General features: G+C 71.3%; 15 protein-coding genes and 1 riboswitch. Of the genes, 13 read left to right on the top strand and 2 right to left on the bottom strand.

Annotation, left to right across the window (positions count from 1 at the left end):
* Window positions 1-52: 52 nt before the first annotated feature.
* Window positions 53-154, bottom strand: a riboswitch (glycine riboswitch).
* Between the two features lie 215 nt (window positions 155-369).
* Window positions 370-1005, top strand: coding sequence for an AAA family ATPase (locus AC3EUJ_RS10210; protein ID WP_431960737.1), 636 nt, complete (start codon window positions 370-372; stop codon window positions 1003-1005).
* Window positions 1006-1039: 34 nt separating this feature from the next.
* Here the strand turns inward: AC3EUJ_RS10210 and AC3EUJ_RS10205 are convergent, their stop codons facing one another.
* Window positions 1040-1789 carry a hypothetical protein gene (locus tag AC3EUJ_RS10205; protein ID WP_431960736.1) on the bottom strand — a complete coding sequence of 250 codons (750 nt, stop codon included), beginning with the start codon at window positions 1787-1789 and terminating at the stop codon, window positions 1040-1042.
* A gap of 182 nt (window positions 1790-1971) precedes the next feature.
* Here AC3EUJ_RS10205 and AC3EUJ_RS10200 point away from each other — a divergent pair, with 182 nt between their 5' ends.
* Both AC3EUJ_RS10200 and AC3EUJ_RS10195 read left to right on the top strand, forming a co-directional pair.
* The gene (locus tag AC3EUJ_RS10200) at window positions 1972-2754 is read left to right on the top strand and encodes an enhanced serine sensitivity protein SseB (protein ID WP_431960735.1); all 783 of its coding nucleotides are present in this window, start codon (window positions 1972-1974) and stop codon (window positions 2752-2754) included.
* Between the two features lie 77 nt (window positions 2755-2831).
* Window positions 2832-3617, top strand: a complete 786-nt coding sequence (locus tag AC3EUJ_RS10195; RefSeq protein WP_431960734.1) for an enhanced serine sensitivity protein SseB C-terminal domain-containing protein — start codon at window positions 2832-2834, stop codon at window positions 3615-3617.
* A 279-nt stretch (window positions 3618-3896) separates the two neighbouring features.
* Here AC3EUJ_RS10195 and AC3EUJ_RS10190 read toward each other — a convergent pair whose 3' ends face one another.
* Window positions 3897-5408, bottom strand: a complete 1512-nt coding sequence (locus AC3EUJ_RS10190; protein ID WP_431960733.1) for a DUF885 family protein — start codon at window positions 5406-5408, stop codon at window positions 3897-3899.
* 323 nt (window positions 5409-5731) lie between these two features.
* Between AC3EUJ_RS10190 and AC3EUJ_RS10185 the strand changes: the two genes are divergently transcribed.
* The 10 genes from AC3EUJ_RS10185 to AC3EUJ_RS10140 all read left to right on the top strand — a co-directional run bounded on the left by AC3EUJ_RS10185 (window position 5732) and on the right by AC3EUJ_RS10140 (window position 16613).
* A complete protein-coding gene (locus AC3EUJ_RS10185; protein ID WP_431960732.1) occupies window positions 5732-6724 on the top strand; it encodes an ABC transporter permease in 993 nt (330 codons plus the stop codon).
* 104 nt (window positions 6725-6828) lie between these two features.
* Entirely contained in the window at window positions 6829-8604 is a 1776-nt protein-coding gene (locus tag AC3EUJ_RS10180) for an ABC transporter substrate-binding protein (RefSeq protein WP_431960730.1), read from the top strand.
* 105 nt (window positions 8605-8709) lie between these two features.
* The gene (locus AC3EUJ_RS10175; protein WP_431960729.1) at window positions 8710-9708 is read left to right on the top strand and encodes an ABC transporter permease; all 999 of its coding nucleotides are present in this window, start codon (window positions 8710-8712) and stop codon (window positions 9706-9708) included.
* Window positions 9705-10817, top strand: a complete 1113-nt coding sequence (locus AC3EUJ_RS10170; protein WP_431960728.1) for an ABC transporter ATP-binding protein — start codon at window positions 9705-9707, stop codon at window positions 10815-10817. The genes AC3EUJ_RS10175 and AC3EUJ_RS10170 overlap by 4 nt, the downstream gene beginning before the upstream one ends.
* A gap of 11 nt (window positions 10818-10828) precedes the next feature.
* Window positions 10829-11887: an ABC transporter ATP-binding protein gene (locus AC3EUJ_RS10165; protein WP_431960727.1), complete on the top strand. Its 1059-nt coding sequence runs from the start codon at window positions 10829-10831 to the stop codon at window positions 11885-11887.
* Between the two features lie 25 nt (window positions 11888-11912).
* A complete protein-coding gene (locus AC3EUJ_RS10160) occupies window positions 11913-12578 on the top strand; it encodes a trimeric intracellular cation channel family protein (RefSeq protein ID WP_431960726.1) in 666 nt (221 codons plus the stop codon).
* An 82-nt stretch (window positions 12579-12660) separates the two neighbouring features.
* Window positions 12661-13830: a cysteine desulfurase family protein gene (locus AC3EUJ_RS10155; protein WP_431960725.1), complete on the top strand. Its 1170-nt coding sequence runs from the start codon at window positions 12661-12663 to the stop codon at window positions 13828-13830.
* A gap of 290 nt (window positions 13831-14120) precedes the next feature.
* Window positions 14121-15284, top strand: coding sequence for a tRNA 2-thiouridine(34) synthase MnmA (gene mnmA, locus AC3EUJ_RS10150; protein ID WP_431960724.1), 1164 nt, complete (start codon window positions 14121-14123; stop codon window positions 15282-15284).
* 72 nt (window positions 15285-15356) lie between these two features.
* Window positions 15357-15896 carry an LOG family protein gene (locus tag AC3EUJ_RS10145; RefSeq protein ID WP_431960723.1) on the top strand — a complete coding sequence of 180 codons (540 nt, stop codon included), beginning with the start codon at window positions 15357-15359 and terminating at the stop codon, window positions 15894-15896.
* Window positions 15897-15914: 18 nt separating this feature from the next.
* The gene (locus AC3EUJ_RS10140) at window positions 15915-16613 is read left to right on the top strand and encodes an SDR family oxidoreductase (RefSeq protein WP_431960722.1); all 699 of its coding nucleotides are present in this window, start codon (window positions 15915-15917) and stop codon (window positions 16611-16613) included.
* The last annotated feature ends 25 nt before the right edge of the window (window positions 16614-16638 follow it).

Raw genomic sequence — 16638 nt, 5'->3', positions numbered from 1 at the left:
GGTGGGGCGGCACCCCCGTGACCGGGAGGGCGCGCCCGCTTTTCAGATGTGCCTCGAACGCGCGGTATCTGTGCCTGAGAGATTCAAGGGAGGACTTGCTCCTTCGGCGTCCCGCCCGCCGCAGCGGTGCGGAAAACTCTCCCGCGCGGCCTCGAACGGCCGGTATGAGATTGAGGCGGCCATCATTGCACGGGCGTACGCCGTTGTCGCGATCGCGTCCCGGATGTCCCGGTCCGGTCCCGATCCGGTAGTAACGACGCCGTTCCTCTGGGTAGGCAAAGACACAGGATTTACCATTTCTTGAATGTCTGACCCGGAGGGCGAACTGTGCGTTGGCAGAGTGCGTATGCGACGGCCGGGGTCCCGGCCGTGTCCCGGCCGGTAACGGCGCGGGCCGGGGAGGCGCGCCGCGGGGGCCGCGCCGTGCGGCCGCGCCGGCTGCTCGACCTGCGGCGGGGGCGCCGGCCGGTGCGCGTCCTGCGCTACCCGGCGGGTGACGTCCTGGTCGTCTCCGGCCTCCCGGGCGGCGGCAAGAGCACCCTCATGCGCCGCGCGGCGGGCGGCGCCCGCCTCATCGACTCGCAGGACGTACGCGAACGCTGGCAGGCCCGGCTGCCGCGGCTGCTGCCGTACCCCCTCTACCGGCCCCTGGTGCGGCTCGCGCACTACGCCGGACTGTGGCGGGCGCTGCGCTCGGGCGACAGCGTCGTATTGCACGACTGCGGCACCTTGCGCTGGGTGCGCGCCTGGGTCGCCCGCGCGGCGCGACGCCGGGGGCGGGGCATGCACCTGGTGCTGCTGGACGTCCCCGTGCGGACCGCGTTGGACGGCCAGCGCGAACGCGGCCGCCGGGTGTCGGGGTACGCCATGGCCCGGCACCGCAACGCCTCCCGCCGCCTGCTGGCGGAGGCGGAGGCGGGCCGGCTGCCCGGAGCGTGCGTCTCGGTGGTGCTGCTGGACCGCGAAGCGGCCCGGGAGCTCGAGTCCATCGACTTCGACGGCTGAGCGGCCGGGCCGCGACGCGTGAGGGGTGGAACCGCTACTGACCCTGAGGGTCCGGCTGGGCCTGCGGCGCGAACTGCGCGTCGGGCGACAGCTGCTGCCCCTGGTCGTTCAGGGGCAGTGGCGGCAGCGAAATCGGCAGCGGCAGTGCGCCGGTGAGCAGCTTCGGCACCGCCATCAGCAGGGCCTGCAGGTCGGCGACGACGGTGGCGACACCGGCCGACACGCCCGCGAGGTCCTTGGCCACCACCTTGGCCAGCAGGTCCGTGACGTCCTGACCCAGCCTGGTGAGCGCGGTCCTGACGTCGTCGACGGCGTCCGCGGCGCCCTGGTCACCCGGCCCGCCGACCTGATCGATGGCGCCTGGATCACCCACATCACCCAACTGGCCGGGATCGCCTGGGTCCAGGCCCGCCTCTGGCGCGCCCGGGTCCATGGCCGCCGGGTCGGTGATGCCGGGAGACACCGCACCAGCCTGGTCGAGGACCGAGGCCAGCTGTCGGCTCGCCTCCTCCAGACCCCTGCGGAGTTCCTCCAGCTTCGCCGAGTCCGGGCTTTCGACCTGGGCTTCCTGAGTGAGCTTGGCCCCGATGGACAGCGTGTCACCCAGACTGGCGATGAGTTGGGCGTCGCCGGTCTCCGCCGCGCGGGCGGCGAGGTGCTCGACCTCGACGGCCGTGCTCCGGGTGGGGGCGTGGGCACTCGCGACACCGCCGGTGAGGCCCATCGTCAGCGAGGCGCAGACAGCCGCCGCTATGAGGGTGGAGTTGATCCTGGTGATGCGCATGTCGAGACATCTCCCGGTTGAGGGTTTTCTCCTTGCTCGTCCTACCTTCGGAGCCGTTGTCACGCTTCGCAACCGGACGATCGCTTCGCGTGACGGCCGTGTGATCAGGGGTCGCTTCCGCCCGCCGCCGGATAGGGTTTCCACGGAGCGCATCACCACAGGAAATTGCGAGGCGAGACGCAGTGAACATCCCGGGGCAGCGGATACCGGACGGCTTCGCCCCGCCGGTCCACGGTGCCGGCGGCTGGCCCGCCAACGAACTCGAGGAAGTGCTCTCCGCGGCACTCGGCGACCCGGGTGCCACGGCCCGCGTCCTGGAGGTGCTCGGGCGCTCGCAGTTGTGGATCCCGCTGCCGAACGGCGGCGGCCCCGACAGCACCGACCTCGACCTGCCGACCCTCGAACTCGAGGGCGGCGTCTACGTCCCGGTCTTCAGCTCCGAACAGCAGTTCCTCGCCGCCGGCTCCGGCATGAGCTTCGCCGTCGCCCCCGCACGCGAGTTCGCCCGCGGGCTGCCTCCGCAGCTCGGGATAGCCGTCAACCCCGGTGGCGCGGTGGGTATCCCGCTGCCGCCCGCCGCCGTGATGGAGCTGTGCCGCACCGACCGCGAGCCCGGCACCCCGACCGGGGCCCGGGTCCGGCTGTGGGAACCCTCGCCGGACGAGGAGCCGGTCGACTTTCTGGCCGCCGCCGCGGGCGAGTTCGCCGTGATCCCCGTCGTGCTCTCCGCCCGCCGCGCGCTGGCCAGCGTCGAGGGCGACCCCGCCACGCTCTTCGTCGGCGTCGAACTCGACCGCTGGCAGGAGGAGGACCGGGCCGCCGCCATGGCCGCCCTCGGGCGCGCGCTCGGCGCCGTACCGCTGCCCTGGCAGGTCAATCTGGTCCTGCTGGACGTCGCGCAGGACCCCATCGGCGACTGGATGCTGGAGCGCGTGCGACCCTTCTATGTCGGCACGGGCGCATAACCTGGGTCCGGCACGACACCCGAGTCATTCGGCGAAGCAGACGACGCGGACAAGGCAGACGCGGAAGGGCGGGACACGTGAGCGCCGGCGTGGGAGGGGGCGGGGGGCTGGAGCATGCGCTCCGGCAGGTGACGCCCGGTAGGTACGACGCCTACGAGGAAGTGCTGCGGGCCCTCGCCGACAGCCAGGTGTGGATGCTGCTCTGGCAGGGGACCCCCGGCGGGGCGGACGCGCAGTACGGCAACATGGAGGTCGCCGGCCACGGCTACGCGCCCTGCGTGACCTCACCGCAGGAGTTCGCCGCAAGCGGCTGGAACCGGGCCCACGAGGTGGTGTCCGGCCGCGAGATCGCGGCCTCGCTGTTCCCCGACCGCTGGGGCCTGTGGCTCAACCCGCACGCCCCCGGCGGCGGTGTCGGCATCCCGTGGCTCGACCTGCGGCGTGTCTGCCTCGGCCTCGACCGCTCCCCGGCCGGACCGCTGCGGATCGGCGAGCCCGCGCTCCAGATCCCCCAGTACTACGCCCTGTTGTGCCAGCAGGCCCATCGCAACCCGGCAGTCCGCTCGCTGCGGCGCGCCTGGGTCCAGCCCGTGCTGGGCGAGCCGTACCTCGCGATCGGTGTCGACCTCTACGACGCCGGGCCCCAGGCCGCGGAATCGGTGCGCCTGATGATGCAGTCCGCCCTCGGGGCGGTGCCGCAGGGGCTGCCGGTCGCCACGGTCGCCCTCACGGACGAGTACGACCCGGTCGGCATGTGGATGCGGGCCTCCGCGCAACCCTTCTACTCCCGCGACGCCCACGGTGCGCCGGGCGTGGCAGGGGCACCCGGGGCGACGTACGGCTGGGCCCCACAGCCCTACTGACGCCTGCGGCGGGTTCCCCGCGGTGCGGCGGTGCCGGTTCGTGGGCGGCTCGCGCGTTGTTGTCCTGCGGTGGGCTCTTTTCCCGCCCGCCCACCCGTGCGGCATCGTCGGCGGGTGCGGGTGGCCCCTGTGGGCGATGCCGCCCCCCGTGCACGCAACGCAGGCGGTGGCGGGCGGGTGGGAGACGGCCCGCCGCAGGCGCAACGTACCCGCACCCGCCCACGCACCCGCAGGGCACCCCTCCCGCACCCGCAGGCGCCCCGCGAGGGCCCCACCCGGTCAGAGGGCCGCGTCGATGAGACCCAGGGGCGGGCTGCCCAGCTCCAGCAGCGCCCCGTGGAACCGCTGCAGCGAGAACCCCGGCCCCCAGTCGCGCCGGGCGCGCTCACGAAGCCGCATGATCTCCAGTTTGCCCCAGGTGTACCGCCCGTACGCCGCGTCGAAGGTGCCACGCCGCGCCTCGGAGGCCGCGCCGGCCCGGGCGAGGTGGGCGTCCCGCATGAACCGCTGCGTGGCCTCCTCCAGCGTCATCGCCCCCGTGTGCAGCCCGATGGCGCACGCGAGCCGGGTGACGCGCACGAGCGCCTCCAGGGCCACACCGATCGCGAAGCGGGGGTCGCGGGCCCGGAAGCCCTCCTCGAGGCAGACCTCCTCGACGTAGTGCGCCCAGCCCTCACAGAAGGACAGCGAGTGCAGGACGCGCCGCACCTGCGTGGCTGCGTGCCGCAATGCCCGGCCGTGGGCGAAATGGCCGGGCGCCACCTCGTGGACGGTGATCGCCGGCAGGCTCGTGCGGCTGAAGACCGAGAGCCACTCCTCGCGTTCCTCCTCCGGCCAGTCCGGCTCCGGCGGGGTGACGTGGTACCAGGACGCGGAGTCGGCCTCCTCCGGCGCGGCCCAGGTCATCATCGCCATCGACCAGCGGCGCGACGGCGGTGCCGGCCCGACGAGGCAGTCGCCGTCGAGCCAGGGCACGAGCCCCCGCTGCCGGGTGAAGTCGATGACCTCGTCCGTGAGCCGGGCGGCCTCGGGGATGACCCCGTCCGCGTCCGGGTGGTCGGCGAGCAGCCGCGGGATGAGCTCGTCCACGCCGGCCTTCGGGTCCAGCCGCCGGCAGGAGTCCGTGAGGATCGCGGTGAGCCGGTCCCGCTCGCGCTCGGCCTCGTCGGCGAGGGCCGACAGGTCGACGTGCAAGCCTTCTTGACTGCCCATCAGCAGGGCCAGCGCCGCCCCGCCGAGCCGTGGGTCGGGGTCGCCGGTCTCGGCTGCGCGGGCGATGTGGTCGACCAGCCTGGCGTGCGCGGCGAGCGCGGGGCCGGCCTGCGGCTCACGGTCCGGATCGAGGTCGGCGGCCAGGCCGCGGACCGCCCCGAGGAGTGCCCCGGCGACCGGCGCGCTCACCCGGTCGAGCGAGGCGATGGCCGCGTCGACGGCGTCCGGCCACTGCTGGAGGTGGCGCCTGCGGGCCTCGGCGAGCTCCTCGCGGGGCGCGTACTCGCGGTCGTACGCGGTGAGTTCGAGATTGGACAAATGCGGATATGGGTCACGTCGGTGCAGTTCCAGCTCGCCGTACTGGACCTTGAGGGTGTCCTCGAAGACCGACAGGTGCCGCTCGTCGTGGGAGTCGGGAAGGGCCGGTTCGCGGAGCCGGGCGTGGGCGAGCGAGGACAGTCCGCGGCGGACGCCGTCGGGCGACAGATCCTGCACCTGGCCGTCGTACTCGTGAAGTCCCGCCATCTCCCTGACCACGGGGACCATCAGGTCGCACACCGAGCGAAGCCGATCATTCATGGGATCGAAGGTAGCGACTCCCGTTGCATCGCGGCGATCTGTCAACGCGCGTAACACTGCGGTAATAACAGGCGAAGGCTCACCACATCACGGTTGCGCATCGCTTCCCTGTGGGGTCTGGCGCGTGATCCATGCCCCATGAAGACTCGCGCACCAAGGCGCCTCACACGTCGCCTTAACGATTCATCACAAGCCAAACACACAGACCAGCGCCACCGCACCACCATCAAGAGCTGCGCCCGACATGGTCGGTCCGCTCCGTCGACCCGGGCGGACGGCCAGGCGAAGCCGGCCACCGCCGGCAGGGGGATGCACGAGGAGACATGACAGCACCGCTGCACGACACCGCTGAGACGGCCGTCGCCGACGTCGCCGCCGACATACCCGCGAAGGCGATCGAGGGCCGCTCGCCCGGGCGTATCGCATGGATGCGCCTCAAGCGCGACAAGGTGGCGCTGGCAGGCGGCGTGATCGTCGTCTTCCTCATCCTGGTCGCGATCTTCGCCCCCCTCATCGTCAGCGCCCTCGGTCACCCGCCGAACGACTTCCACGAGAACAAGATCGACCCGCTCTTCGGGACCCCCACCGGCAAGTGGGGCGGCATCAGCGGGGATTACCTCCTCGGCGTGGAGCCGGTCAACGGCCGCGACGTCTTCAGCCGCATCGTCTACGGGACGCGGATCTCCCTGCTGGTGGCCTTCCTCTCGGCGATCGTCGCGGTGGTCCTCGGCACCTTCTTCGGCATCATGGCCGGCTACTTCGGCGGCTGGGTCGACGCCGCCATCGGCCGCGTGATGGACGTCCTGCTGGCCTTCCCCCAGCTGCTGTTCATCATGTCCCTGGTCTCGGTCATGCCGAACTCGCTGCTGGGCTTCAGCGGCACCGGCGTGCGCATGGGCGTGCTGGTGGTAGTCATCGGGTTCTTCGGCTGGCCCTACGTCGGGCGCATCGTCCGCGGCCAGACCCTGAGCCTGCGGGAACGCGAGTACGTCGACGCGGCCCGCAGCCTGGGTGCGGGCCGTGGCTACATCCTCTTCCGGGAACTGCTCCCGAACCTCGTCGCGCCGATCACCGTCTACGCGACGCTGATGATCCCGACGAACATCCTCACCGAGGCCGCCCTGAGCTTCCTCGGGGTCGGCGTGAAGCCGCCCACCTCGTCGTGGGGACAGATGCTCTTCAAGGCGCTGTCCTTCTACGAGACGGACCCGATCTTCATGCTGATCCCGGGCCTCGCGATCTTCATCACCGTGCTCGCCTTCAACCTCTTCGGTGACGGCGTACGGGATGCGCTGGACCCGAAGGGCTCCCGCTAGCCCTCGCACACCGCCCCTGCCATTCCCGTCAGGTGGCTTCTCACCGAGAAGGACCGCAGGCCCGCGCAAAGCCGCGGACCGCGAATCACGGAGGTTACGAAAAAGTGACATCCCCACGCTCATCGAGGCGCAGGCTGGCCGCAGGGACGGCCGTCGTGGTCGCCGCGCTGCTGTCGACCGCCGCTTGCGGCGGCGGAGGCGGCGGTGGCAAGTCCGACGGCAACGCCAAGGCCCCCGGATTCAACGCCGCCGTCAACAAGGTGGCGAACGCGTCCGACAAGAAGGGCGGCACGCTCAAGTTCATCGGCACGCAGGACGCCGACTCCTGGGACCCGCAGCGTGGCTACTACGGCTTCATGTGGGACTTCGCCCGGTACTACACCCGTCAGCTGGTCTCCTTCACCCCGGAGCCGGGTCTGGCCAGCACCACGCTGAAGCCGGACCTCGCGACCGGCCTCGCGAAGGTCAGCGACGGCGGCAAGACCTACACGTACACCCTGAAGGACGGCCTGAAGTGGGAGGACGGCTCCCCGCTGACCTCCAAGGACGTCAAGTACGGCATCGAGCGCATCTGGGCGCAGGACGTCATCTCCGGTGGCCCGATCTACCTGCAGCAGGTGCTCGACCCCGAGGGCAAGTACAAGGGCCCGTACAAGGACACCTCCGCCGACAAGCTCGGTCTGACGGCCATCGAGACGCCGGACGACAAGACCATCGTCTTCCACCTGCCGAAGCCCAACAGCGACTTCGAGCAGATGCTGGCGATGCCGTCCGGCTCCCCGGTTCCCGCGGCCAAGGACACCGGTGCGAAGTACGGCCTCAAGCCGTTCTCCAGCGGCCCGTACAAGTTCCAGTCGTACACGCCGAACAAGTCGATGGTCCTGGTCCGCAACACCAACTGGAGCGCGTCCACCGACGACCTCCGCAAGGCGCTGCCGGACAAGATCACGGTCACCCTGACCACCAACGCCGACGACATGGACAAGCGCCTGATCAACGGCGACTACGACCTGGACCTGAACGCCACCGGCGTCGGCCAGGCCGCGCGCGCCGAGGTGCTCGGCAAGAACAAGGCCAACGCCGACAACCCGAACACCGGCTTCATCCGCTACGCGGTCTTCCCGACGACGGTCAAGCCGATGGACAACGTCCACTGCCGCAAGGCGGTCATCCTCGCGGCCGACCACAAGTCGCTGCAGACCGCCCGCGGCGGCCCGCAGGCCGGCGGCGAGATCGCCCCGAACATGCTCCCGCTGGGCATCAAGGGCGCCGACGGCAAGTACGACCCGTACAACGTCCTGAAGGACACGACGGGCAACGTCGAAGAGGCCAAGAAGGAGCTCGAGGCCTGCGGCCAGCCCAAGGGCTTCAAGACCACGATCGCGGTCCGCAACAACAAGCCGATCGAGATCGCGACGGCCGAGTCGCTGCAGGAGTCGCTGAAGAAGGTCGGCATCACCACCGAGCTCGACGAGTTCGACGGTGCGCAGACCGCCGGCATCATCGGTGCCCCGAAGACGGTCAAGTCCAAGGGCTACGGCATCATCATCATGGGCTGGGGCGCCGACTTCCCGTCGGGTCAGGGCTTCCTCCAGCCGCTGGTCGACAGCCGGTTCATCCTTGAGAGCGGCAACAACAACTTCGCCGAGATCAAGGACAAGTCGATCGACGGCCTGTTCGACCAGGCGCTGCAGCAGACCGACCCGAACGCGGCGGCCGAGCTGTACAAGCAGATCAACCAGAAGGTCTCCGAGGGCGCGTACTACCTGCCCTTCACCTTCGAGAAGAACATCATCTGGCGCAGCTCGCGCCTGACCAACGTCTACACGGCCGACGCGTACAACGGCCGCTACGACTACGCCTCGCTGGGCGTGAAGTAACAACCCTCGAATCGATCGAGTGCCACACCCGCTAGGCACGAAGGGCAGGTGATGGCCGCGTGCGGCGGCCCGGGGAACCCCCGGGCCGCCGCCGGGCCGAGCACAGTGCTTGCATACATCATCCGGCGACTGTTCGCTGTCGTCGTCATGTTGCTGGTCATCACGTTGGTGACCTTCGGGATCTTCTTCCTGATCCCCAAATGGGTCGGTGTCGACCCCGCCACCTACTTCATCGGGAAGCAGGCGGACCCGGCCTCCCTTGAGGGCATTCGGAAGAAGATGGGCCTCGACGATCCCATCCTCGTGCAGTTCGGCAAGTTCCTGTGGGGGCTGTTGGCCGGGCGTGACTACGCCAACGGCACGGACGTCACCCATTGCCCCGCCCCCTGCTTCGGCTACTCCTTCCGCAACGAGCAGGCGATCTGGCCGGTCCTGACCGACCGTCTCCCGGTGACCCTGCAGCTGGCCGCCGGCGCCTGTGTCATCTGGGTCGTCGTCGGTGTCGGCACCGGTGTCGTCTCCGCCCTCAAGCGCGGCTCCGCGCTGGACCGTTCCCTGATGACGGTGGCGCTCGCCGGTGTCTCGCTCCCCATCTACTTCACCGGCATGATCGCCCTCGCGGTGGTCGTCTACGGGCTCGGATGGATCGACGGCCAGTATGTGCCGTTCGGTGATTCGCCCTCGGGCTGGTTCGGCGGCATGCTGCTGCCCTGGGTCACCCTCGCCTTCCTCTATGCCGCCATGTACGCCCGGATGACCCGGGCCACCATGCTGGAGATCATGGGCGAGGACTACATCCGCACCGCGCGCGCCAAGGGCCTGCGCGAGCCGGTCGTGATCGGCAAGCACGCCATGCGCTCGACCATGACCCCGGTGCTCACCATCCTCGGCATGGACCTCGGCGCCCTGGTGGGCGGTGCGATCCTCACCGAGACGACGTTCAGCCTGCCCGGCATCGGCCAAGCGGCGGTGAAGGCGATCTCGGACAAGGACTTCCCGCTGATCCTCGGCGTCACGCTGATCGCGGCCGTCGCCGTGGTGGTGGCCAACCTCCTCGTAGACCTGCTGTACGCCGTCGTCGACCCGCGCGTGAGGCTGTCATGACCGACCTCCCCATCCAGAAGTCCGGTACCGGGGCGGACTCCGCCCCGAACGAGCCGGTGGCCGGGAAGGCACAGCCCACGGCGTTTCTGGAGGTCCGCGACCTCAAGGTGCACTTCCCGACCGACGACGGCCTGGTGAAGTCCGTCGACGGCCTCTCCTTCCAGCTGGAGAAGGGCAAGACCCTCGGCATCGTCGGCGAGTCCGGCTCCGGCAAGTCCGTCACCTCGCTGGCCATCATGGGCCTGCACCGGGCCGGCCAGTACGGCCGCAGCAAGGCCCGGATGTCCGGCGAGATCTGGCTCGACGGAAAGGAGCTGATCGGCGCCGACCCGGACGAGGTCCGGCGGCTGCGCGGCAAGGACGTCGCGATGATCTTCCAGGACCCGCTGTCCGCGATGCACCCCTACTTCACCGTCGGCGCACAGATCGTCGAGGCGTACCGGGTGCACCACGACGTGTCCAAGGCCGTGGCCCGCAAGCGCGCGATCGAGATGCTCGACCGCGTCGGCATCCCGCAGCCCGACAAGCGCGTCGACGACTACCCGCACCAGTTCTCCGGCGGCATGCGCCAGCGCGCGATGATCGCCATGGCGCTGTCCAACAACCCTGACCTGCTCATCGCCGACGAGCCGACCACCGCGCTCGACGTGACCGTGCAGGCGCAGATCCTGGACCTCATCCGGGACCTGCAGAAGGAGTTCGGCTCCGCGGTCGTCATCATCACCCACGACCTCGGCGTCGTCGCCGAGCTCGCGGACGACATCCTGGTGATGTACGGCGGGCGCTGCGTGGAGCGCGGGCCGGCCGACAAGGTCTTCTACGAGCCCCAGCACCCCTACACGTGGGGACTGCTGGGCTCGATGCCGCGCCTCGACCGTGAGCGCACCGAACGTCTCAACCCGGTCAAGGGCTCGCCGCCGAGCCTCATCAACGTGCCGTCCGGCTGCGCCTTCCACCCGCGCTGCCCGTACGCGGAGCTCACCGGCGGCGCCAGCACCACCGTCGTTCCGGAACTGCGCGAGGTCGGTAGCCGGCACCACGCCGCCTGCCACCTGGGCGTGGCGGACCGGGAGCGCATCTGGACCGAAGAGATTGCGCCGAAGCTGTGAAAGGCCAGGAGATGACGATCCCCCAGCAGTCGACCGCCGACGGGTCGGATGCGCTGCTCAAGGTGAGCGGCCTGGTCAAGCACTTCCCGATCACCAAGGGCCTGCTGCGCCGCCAGGTCGGCGCGGTGAGGGCGGTCGACGGCATCGACTTCCACGTCAACCCCGGGGAGACCCTCGGCGTGGTCGGCGAGTCCGGGTGCGGCAAGTCCACCATGGGCCGGCTGATCACCCGGCTGCTCGAACCGACCGGCGGGAAGATCGAGTTCGAGGGCCGCGACATCACGCACCTGGGCACCGCGGGCATGCGCCCGCTCCGCCGCGACGTGCAGATGATCTTCCAGGACCCGTACTCCTCCCTCAACCCGCGGCACACCGTAGGCACCATCGTCGGCGCGCCGTTCCGGCTGCAGAAGGTGCAGACGGAGAGCGGGGTGAAGAAGGAGGTGCAGAACCTCCTGGAGCTGGTCGGCCTCAACCCCGAGCACTACAACCGCTACCCGCACGAGTTCTCCGGCGGCCAGCGGCAGCGCATCGGCATCGCCCGCGCGCTGGCGCTCAAGCCCAAGCTCGTGGTCGCGGACGAGCCGGTGTCGGCGCTCGACGTCTCCATCCAGGCCCAGGTGGTCAACCTCCTGGACGATCTGCAGAGCGAGCTCGGCCTGACCTACGTGATCATCGCGCACGACCTGTCGGTCATCCGGCATGTGTCGGACCGCATCGCGGTGATGTACCTCGGCAAGATCGTGGAGGTCGCGGACCGCGAGTCCCTCTACACCAAGCCGATGCACCCCTACACCAACGCGCTGCTCTCCGCGGTGCCGGTGCCGGACCCCAAGCGGCGCGCCAAGCGTGAGCGGATCCTGCTGACCGGCGACGTCCCGTCGCCGATCTCCCCGCCGTCCGGCTGCCGCTTCCACACCCGCTGCTGGAAGGCGACCGAGGTCTGCAAGACCACGGAGCCACCGCTGGTCACCCTGGCCACCGGGCACGAGGTGGCCTGCCACCACCCGGAGAACACCGACGGCGACTCCGGCGGCGGGGCGGCCGGGAAGACGGCCGAAAAGGCCTAGCCACCCACCCGGCACAATGGGACCGGTGCAAACCGAACTGTTCAGTCACTCCGTCCAGCACGTGCTCGACCTCGTCGGAATCTTCGTCTTCGCGATCTCCGGCGCGCTGCTCGCCGTACGCAAGAACTACGACGTCTTCGGCATGGCGGTGCTCGCCGAGGTCACCGCGCTGGGCGGAGGGCTGATCAGGGACCTGATCATCGGGGCGGTCCCGCCGGCCGCCTTCACCGACCTCGGATACTTCCTGACCCCGCTGATCGCCACCACGGTGGTGTTCTTCCTGCACCCCCAGGTCGAACGGATCAACACCACCATCAACATCTTCGACGCGGCCGGCCTCGGCCTGTTCTGCGTCGCCGGCACCACCAAGGCCTACGACTACGGCCTCAACCTCACCGCCTCCGCCACCCTGGGGCTCGCCACCGCCGTCGGCGGCGGCGTGCTGCGCGACCTGCTCGGCAACGAGGTCCCCTCCCTGCTGCGCTGGGACCGCGACCTGTACGCGGTGCCGGCCATCGTGGGGGCCACCGTCGTGGTGCTGCTCATCAAGTTCGAGGCCCTGACCCCCGGCACCGGGGTCCTCGCCGTCGTCAGCGCCTTCGTCCTGAGGCTGCTGGCCATGCGTTTCCACTGGCGCGCCCCGCGCGCCTGGCACCGGCGCACCACCGCCGCGGAGGAGCTCCACATGTAGCGGGGCACCGACGGGCACGGCGGGGCCCCGGGCGGGCCCAGGTCCGGGGAGGGGCCGCGCCGCCCGTAGAATCACGCTCATCATGGCCTACCTCGACCACGCCGCCACGACCCCGATGCTGCCGGAAGCCGTCGAGGCGATGACCGCGCACCTTGCCGTCACAGGCAACGCCTCCTCCCTCCACGCGGCCGGCCGCCGGGCCAGACGCACGGTGGAGGAGTCCCGCGAGTCCCTGGCCGCCGCGCTCGGCGCCCGCCCCAGCGAGATCGTCTTCACCGCGGGCGGCACCGAGGCCGACAATCTCGCCGTCAAGGGACTGTACTGGGCCCGCCACGACGCCGACCCCCGGCGCACCCGCGTCCTGGCCAGCCCCGTCGAGCACCACGCCGTCCTCGACGCCGTCGACTGGCTCGCCACGCACGAGGGCGCCCGGGTCGAGTGGCTCCCGGTCGACACCCACGGGCGCGTCCATCCCGAGGCCCTGCGCGAGGCCGTCGCTCGCGACCCGGACGATGTCGCCCTCGCCACGGTGATGTGGGCCAACAACGAGGTCGGCACGATCTTCCCGGTCGCCGAACTCAGCGCAGTGGCCCGGGAGTTCGAGGTGCCGCTGCATTCCGACGCCGTCCAGGCCCTCGGCCAGGTCGAGGTGGACTTCGCGGCCTCCGGGCTCGACGCGATGACCGTCACCGGGCACAAGATCGGCGGCCCGTACGGGGTCGGGGCGCTGGTGCTCCGGCGCGAGGTGGGGCCGGTCCCCATCCTCCACGGCGGCGGCCAGGAGCGCGGCGTACGCTCCGGCACCCTCGACGTCCCCGCGGTCGCCGCGTTCGCCGTCGCCGGGACGCTCGCCGCGCAGCGGCGCGAGGAGTTCGCCCGGGAGATCGGTGCCCTCCGCGACGACCTGGTCGCCCGGGTCCGCGAGGCCGTCCCCGAAGCCATCCTCAACGGCGATCCCGCCGCCGCCGGCCGCCTGCCGGCCAGCGCGCACTTCTCCTTCCCCGGGTGCGAGGGGGACTCCCTGCTGATGCTGCTCGACGCCCAGGGCATCGAGTGCTCCACCGGGTCCGCGTGCACCGCGGGCGTGCCCCAGCCCAGCCACGTCCTCCTCGCGATGGGCGCCGACCCCGACCTCGCGCGGGGCTCCCTGCGGTTCTCCCTCGGGCACACGTCGACGGCGGAGGACGTCGCGGTCCTCGGCGAGGCCATCGGCCCCGCGGTGGCCCGCGCCCGCAGCGCGGGCCTCATGTAGCGCCCGCGGCGGGCTTGTCCCGCCGGCCCGCCCGTGCGGCATCGTGGTCGTGTGCGGGTGGCCACCGTGTGCGGCAGCGTGCCGCCCCCCGTTCACGCAGCGCAGGCGGTGGCCGGTGGGCGGGTGGGAGACCGCCCGCCGCACGCGCAACGGACCCGCGCCCGCCCACGCGCCCGCACCGGAGATGCGCACCCCCACCTGCCCACGCACCCGCACCCCCGCCAGGGGCCCGCACTCGCGGCAACCGGCCCGCCGGAGTTCCGCCGGGGCGCCGTACTCTAGGAGGCGCTATGACTGACTTCCCCGGTGCACCCACAGGCCCTGGCGACGGCCGTCGCCTCCGCGTGCTCGCCGCGATGAGCGGTGGCGTCGACTCGGCCGTGGCGGCCGCCCGCGCCGCCGAAGCGGGGCACGACGTCACGGGCGTGCACCTCGCCCTCTCCGCGAACCCGCAGTCCTTCCGCACCGGAGCCCGCGGCTGCTGCACGATCGAGGACAGCCACGACGCCCGCCGCGCCGCCGACGTGATCGGCATCCCCTTCTACATCTGGGACCTCGCCGACCGCTTCCGCGCCGACGTCGTCGACGACTTCGTCGCCGAGTACGCCGCGGGCCGCACGCCCAACCCCTGCCTGCGCTGCAACGAGAAGATCAAGTTCGCCGCGCTGCTCGACAAGGCGCTCGCCCTCGGCTTCGACGCCGTGTGCACCGGCCACTACGCCACTGTCGTGGTCAACCCCGACGGCTCCCGCGAACTGCACCGCGCCTCCGACGCGGCCAAGGACCAGTCGTACGTGCTGGGCGTCCTCGACGAGCGGCAGCTGGCGCACGCCATGTTCCCGCTGGGCGACACCCTCACCACCAAGGACGAGATCCGGGCGGAGGCGGCCCGGCGCGGCCTGTCCGTGGCGAAGAAGCCGGACAGCCACGACATCTGCTTCATCGCGGACGGCGACACTCAGGGCTTCCTCGCCCAGCGCCTGGGCACCGCCGAGGGCGACATCCTCGACGAGGGCGGCAACCGCCTGGGCACCCACTCCGGCGCCTACGGCTACACCGTGGGCCAGCGCAAGGGCCTGCGCCTGGGCGTGCCCGCCGCCGACGGCAAGCCGCGCTACGTACTGGACATCTCGCCGGTGAACAACACGGTGACCGTCGGCCCGGCCGAGGCGCTGGACGTCACGGCCCTGACCGCCATCCGCCCGCGCTGGTGCGGCACCGCGCCCGACGGCGCCGGGCCGCGTGCGTACACCGCCCAGCTGCGCGCCCACGGCGACGACGTGCCCGTCACCGCCGAGCTGGCCGGTGACGAACTGAGCGTCCGCTTCACCGGCGGTCCCGTTCGCGGCGTCGCGCCGGGCCAGGCGGTCGTGCTCTACGACGGCACGCGCGTCGTCGGCTCGGCGACGATCGCCACGACGGAGCGCAGCCGCCGCGCCGCCGCCAACGCCTGAGCGCGGGGTTCGGGTACGGAACGGGGCAGGCCCCCTGCCCGGCGCCCGGGGCCCTGCGCCAGACTGGCCCGCATGAACATCTGCGTCTTCCTCTCCGCCGCCGACCTCGAGCCCCGCTACACCGAACCCGCCCGCCAGTTCGCCGAGTTGATCGGCAAGGGCGGCCACGCCCTGGTGTGGGGCGGCTCGGACGTGGGCCTGATGAAGGTGATGGCGGACGGGGTGCAGGAGCACGGCGGGCGCCTGGTCGGGGTGTCGGTGGAGTTCCTGGCGGCCAAGGCCCGCGAGGGCGCCGACGAGATGGTGATCGCGGCCGACCTCGCCGGGCGCAAGGCGGAGCTGCTGGCGCGCGCGGACGCCGTGGTGGTCATGGTGGGCGGCACCGGCACGCTGGACGAGGCGACCGAGATCCTTGAGCTGAAGAAGCACGGGCTGCACACCAAGCCGGTCGTGCTGCTCAACACGGCGGGCTTCTACGACGGGCTCAAGGAGCAGTTCCAGCGCATGGACGAGGAGGGCTTCCTGCCGCTGCCCCTCACCGACCTGGTGTTCTTCGCGGAGGACGGCGTCTCGGCGCTCGCCTACCTGGAGGAGCACGCCGGCATCGTCTGAGCCGGCGGGGATGACAGCATGGGGCCCATGTCGATTCATCTGATCACCGGCGCGGGCTCCGGCATCGGCGCCGTCGTGGCGCGGCGCCTCCTCGACCGCGGCGACGAACTGTGGCTGCTGGCCCGCGACGCGGGACGCGCCAAGGAGCTGGCCGACCGCTTCCCGGGCGCGCACACCCTTGTCGGTGACCTCGCGGAGCCGGAGCGGCTGTCCTGGGCGCTGGGCCACCAGTCGCCGCCGGACCGGCTGGACTCCCTGCTGCACATCGCGGGCGTCGTGGACCTGGCGCCGGTCGGCGAGCTCACCCCGAAGGTCTGGAACCGGACGCTCGCCGCCAACCTCGTGGCCCCCGCCGAGCTCACCCGGCTCGTCCTTCCCCAACTGCGGCTCTCCCGAGGCCATGTGGTCTTCGTCAACTCCGGCGCCGGGCTCAACGCGCACGCCGAGTGGGGCGCCTACGCGGCCAGCAAGCACGGCCTCAAGGCGCTCGCCGACTCCCTGCGTCACGAGGAGCACGCCAACGGGGTGCGGGTCACCTCCGTCTATCCGGGCCGCACCGCCACGCCAATGCAGGCCAAGGTGCACCAGCAGGAGGGCAAGGCGTACGACCCCTCGCGCTGGATCGCCCCCGAATCGGTGGCGACGGCGATCCTGACGGCGATCGACCTGCCTCGGGACGCCGAGATCAACGACCTGACGATCCGGCCGGGAGCCTGACGCGCCCGTCGTCGTAGGCTGCACC

It is taken from the genome of Actinacidiphila sp. bgisy160, from assembly GCF_057707815.1.
Note: the sequence above shows the minus strand (reverse complement) of the source record. Positions and strands in the feature narration are given on the sequence as shown.

What these genes read in the sequence shown, in the direction of transcription:
- AC3EUJ_RS10205 (WP_431960736.1), bottom strand. Translation starts at nt 1,789, where the DNA reads ATGCGCATCACCAGGATCAACTCCACCCTCATAGCGGCGGCTGTCTGC.
- AC3EUJ_RS10190 (WP_431960733.1), bottom strand. Translation starts at nt 5,408, where the DNA reads ATGAATGATCGGCTTCGCTCGGTGTGCGACCTGATGGTCCCCGTGGTC.
- AC3EUJ_RS10185 (WP_431960732.1), top strand. Translation starts at nt 5,732, where the DNA reads ATGACAGCACCGCTGCACGACACCGCTGAGACGGCCGTCGCCGACGTC.
- AC3EUJ_RS10170 (WP_431960728.1), top strand. Translation starts at nt 9,705, where the DNA reads ATGACCGACCTCCCCATCCAGAAGTCCGGTACCGGGGCGGACTCCGCC.
- AC3EUJ_RS10165 (WP_431960727.1), top strand. Translation starts at nt 10,829, where the DNA reads ATGACGATCCCCCAGCAGTCGACCGCCGACGGGTCGGATGCGCTGCTC.
- AC3EUJ_RS10155 (WP_431960725.1), top strand. Translation starts at nt 12,661, where the DNA reads ATGGCCTACCTCGACCACGCCGCCACGACCCCGATGCTGCCGGAAGCC.
- mnmA (WP_431960724.1), top strand. Translation starts at nt 14,121, where the DNA reads ATGACTGACTTCCCCGGTGCACCCACAGGCCCTGGCGACGGCCGTCGC.
- AC3EUJ_RS10145 (WP_431960723.1), top strand. Translation starts at nt 15,357, where the DNA reads ATGAACATCTGCGTCTTCCTCTCCGCCGCCGACCTCGAGCCCCGCTAC.
- AC3EUJ_RS10140 (WP_431960722.1), top strand. Translation starts at nt 15,915, where the DNA reads ATGGGGCCCATGTCGATTCATCTGATCACCGGCGCGGGCTCCGGCATC.